The sequence below is a fragment of the Lacticaseibacillus sp. 53-4 genome (assembly GCF_016861805.1).
In the GTDB taxonomy this organism is placed as follows: domain Bacteria; phylum Bacillota; class Bacilli; order Lactobacillales; family Lactobacillaceae; genus Lacticaseibacillus.
The window spans coordinates 1-4,198 of the sequence record NZ_BOLT01000062.1; the positions used below are offsets into that span (position 1 = coordinate 1).

Sequence of the window (4,198 nt, forward strand, 5' to 3'; positions counted from 1 at the left end):
CCATCGCCTTTGGTCCCTGGAAGGTAGAATTCAACCTTACCGTCTTTGCCGTCGCGAACTGATGGCGTCTTCGCATCCGCGCCGTCTTTACCATTCTTGATCGTGATCGTCCCGGCTGGTTTCCCGTTAGCCGTCACGTCATAAGTGGTTGTCCCGTCACCGTTATCCTTACCGGTCTGACTGATAACTGGAGTTGCCCCATCGTTACCATTCCATACCGTCGTCACAGTGTCGTCACTGCCATCACCATGCTTAACAGTGATCGTGGTTCCACCGTTTGGATGATCTTCAGTAACTCTTGCCGGCGTTGCGGTGATCGTATCTCCGGACTTAGGAGCATCGATTTCAGCCAACTTCGTGTCATTAGTACCATCGCCCTTCGAGCCCGGTATATAGAACACGATCTTACCATCATCAGTTGTCTTAATCTGAGGCGTCTGACCGTCTACACCATCCTTACCTTTTTCACCATTCTTAACGGTGAACGAGCCTGCCGGCTGTCCATCTGCGGTGATTTGGTACGTAGTCGTCCCGTCGCCATTGTCGGTGCCATTTGGATCAACAACTGGCGTTACCCCGTCATTACCATTCCATACTGTCGTCACGGTGTCGGGACTGCCGTCAACATGCTTAACGGTGATTCTGGTCCCGCCATTTGGATGATCAGCGTCACCTTCGATTTCCTCAGCAGTTACAGTATCCGCAGCACTTGCTTTTGGCTTGGCAACATAAATAACCCAGATGTCTTGGCCTGAAGTACCAAAGGTCCCATCGGCCGTGCTGTCATCAGGTAAATTGTTGATCTGGCCGCCGTTAATATCGGCAGTCGCATAGTAGTGCAGAACACTGGTATCAAGTGTGCCGTCAGCATCAGACAAGCCTTTGCCTTCGCCGCTTAAGGTGTCAGGAACCGAATAATCATTGGAGTAATTGTACCCGACTTCACCAGATACCGTCTCAGGATCCTTCAGTTCGATACCGTCAACGTTCTGATAGACATAGTGAACAGTCCCTGTGCCTTTGGCCGCTTCAGCCTTGGCATAGGTTACAGTGATCGTGATGTCTTTATCTTCGTCGTCGGCTGCGGCAAGTAAACCAGCTGCGGCTTGTTTGATGGACTGACCATCGTCGCCTACCGTTGTTTCGGTCACTTGTGCTGGAGTTGGCGTGGCGCCATCCACTGGCTCAGGAGTGAAAGTTGCAAAGGGTGCAGTTTGCTTCCAATCGCCATACTTAACGACCTTGTTAGTCGTGTCGCCTTCTTCTGTGTAGTAAGTACGATTGAACACAACTTTCCCAGTCTCTAGCAGCTTCTTCTGACCGTTCTGATCACCGTTAATTGTGACATTCAGGAACTTATGTGTATCATCATAGTTCACATCACTTGGTTCATTTGGTGCAGGGTGCTCGACCAATTCAGCCTTTTCTTTGTCATAGTTAATGGTGAAGGTGATTTCTTTATCTTGGTCTGCTGTCTCAGCCGCCATTGCCGCAAGTTCTTCCGTGACGGTTTTGTGATCATCATCTTGGGTATTCTGGTCGATGTTTGCTGGTGAAGCCTTATAACCATCGTAAATTACCGGTGTATAGCCAACGGTCATGAACTTGCCAGTGTCATCAACAATCCACGGGCCATAATCTTTCACGCCACTGTCAGGATCGTTATCATCGATCTGATATTGACGCGTCAAAACGATGTCATTTTCGGTATTATCTTGCTCCGTTGTTACACCGTCTTTTGTCATCATGATGAGCGGGTGCAAGACTTTATGCGTGTCGTTGTAGAGAGGATCTTTCGGCTCTTTCGGTGCGTCATGCCACTGCAAGTCAGGCTGGTTCGCGCCGTAATTGACCACGCGGGTCGCAATGAAATTCGTCAGGTACTTTCCACCAATGTTTGTGTTCTGGGTACCATCGATGAGAACCGAACCATCACTAGCTGTTACTTTTTTACCAACCAAGGGTAAGTCGGCGGACGTAATCGCCTTGTTCGTTTCATCCACGATTTTACCGACTTTGTTCGCGACTGTTGGAATATCGCTTTCAGTAATTGGTGTCAGCAAAACATCAGTGTCGTTGCCACCAACACCGGTTGCATTCGTTGTCCATGGCGTGTACACTGGAGCGCCACTAGCATCAAGGGTGGCCGTCCGGTAAATCTGAATAGGCGAGCCTTTCTTCTCAGCCAGTGCATCGTCCCCATTGTACTTAACATTAGCCTGCACCGTCCCAATCAAATACCGGGACGTTACTGTGGTCGGATCCCCATCCAAAGTCGAGCCAGGATTGCCCGGGGTGTACACTCTCGGCCCGTCTGTAGCGTACTTGATCGTCAGCGTCTGGGCAGTCTTAGTAAACTTCGCATTGGTCGTGCCATCGGTGGTGATCTTGTGACCGGGGACGTCTTTATTGAGGACCACGCTTGTAATTGAATCGCCAATATTGCCTTTGAGATCAATTGAAGACTGGCCATCAGTATTCGAAATCGGCTTATTATTTTCGTCCACTAACTTAACAGTGATCGTACCCTTTGTTACGACTGGCGCGTACTTGATCGTCAGCGTCTGGGCAGTCTCAGTAAACTTCGCATCGGTCGTGCCATCGGTGGTGATCTTGTGACCGGGGACGTTCTTGTTGAGGGTCACGCTTGTAATTGAATCGCCAATATTGCCCTCGAGATTAATTGAAGACTTGCCATCAGTATTGGAAATCGGCTTGTCATTTTCGTCCACTAAGTTAACAGTGATTGTACCCTTAGTTGCGACTGGCTTGTAAATGATCAGAATCGTCTGGTCTTTGTCAGTAAACTTAGCCTTGAGCGTTCCATCCTCTATGATTGTAAAACCTGGGGCGGTCTTGTTGACGGCACCAGCTGGGATGCCCGTCCCAATATCACCATCAAGATAGTACGTCTGTTGAAAATTGGGATCACTGGGTACTACAAGCGCGTGGTGATCTTCACCCACTAAGTTGACAGTGATCTTGCCTTTTGCTGTAGGCGTATCGGTGCCAGTGCCGGTACCACCGGCATCATTCTTCTTGTACGTGAGGGTAACAACTTGGTCAGGCTGATCCGTGAAGTAATAGTGTTCCTTGATCGGGTCCTCGCCAACCATCGTGTACCCTTCAACAGTCTTGGGAATACCAGTAGTCCGGACCCCTTGTCCTGCCGGCTGCGAGCCTAAAGGTGCAGCATCCCGAATCTCATGACCGTCTGCTTGGTCCACATAAATGACCTTGGCAGTATATTTCTTTTCTTCAGTTTTGGTGCCGTGATAGGTAATGGTCACCTGGTGGGTGTTGCTGCCTTCAAGAGCACTGACTTTGGTGATCCCCAATTTGGCCAGCGCTGAATTCAAACCCGCGAAATCAGTTGCACTGCTAATGTCAGACTTGATTTGATCATCAAAAGCACTGGTAATATCGACTTCTGTTTTCTTCGGGTCAAAAGTATACCCAGCTGGTGGATTCAGTGGGCTGAAATCAATCGATTCTTCAGAAGTGAGCTTCTTCTGTTGCTGACTGTTGGCAATCTCTTTGCCACTCTCATCGACATACTTATAAGTAATTGGGAAATTAGCCTCGGCAGGCGTGTCAGTTGGCGTATCCGTAGGCGTATCGACGACTTCAACTTTGGTACCTGTCCCGATACTGCCATCTTCAGCAGGGACGAGCAAGTCGGTTATCTTCAAGCTGCTCATTTTGCCCGGAATCTTGACGTAAAGATAACCACCATGGTCTGCAAAAGCAGATTTGACTTGATCCGCTGACAAGGTGAATGTGACTGACACTGAGTTGTCAGTGTTTTTGGTTGCCAATTTGTCCCAATCAAAGGTTGGAGAGGCATAAACGACATCCGTCTTTTGGTTGAGAGTGGGCTTAGATAAGGCCTCAGCATTAAAAACGCCGACCTGTAACGCACCAGCACCTGTGACTGGGCTTAAACGAAACAGGTCATCCTGCGAAAGCTGTTTCTGATCTTCATCATTACCACTCAGGAGGAGTGCGGTATTTTTGTCAATATCTGAATTTAACGCCGACGGATCGTTTGTGCTAGCTGTCAGCTGTTGCAGTTGCTCAGCCGACAAATCACCCGCTGCAATTTGGGCTACCCAATGAGTACCTGGATTATTCACCTCGGTATTGGGGACATGAAATCGCATCTGGCCGGTCTGAAAGCAACGTTTGGAGCGTTGCG

At 49.0% G+C, this 4,198-nt stretch carries 1 protein-coding gene; it reads right to left on the minus strand.

From position 1 onward, the window contains the following. On the minus strand, window positions 1-3,818 hold a 3,818-nt coding region (locus tag JUF21_RS11730; protein WP_203664822.1), incomplete at its 3' end, for a MucBP domain-containing protein. Between the last annotated feature and the right edge of the window lie 380 nt (window positions 3,819-4,198).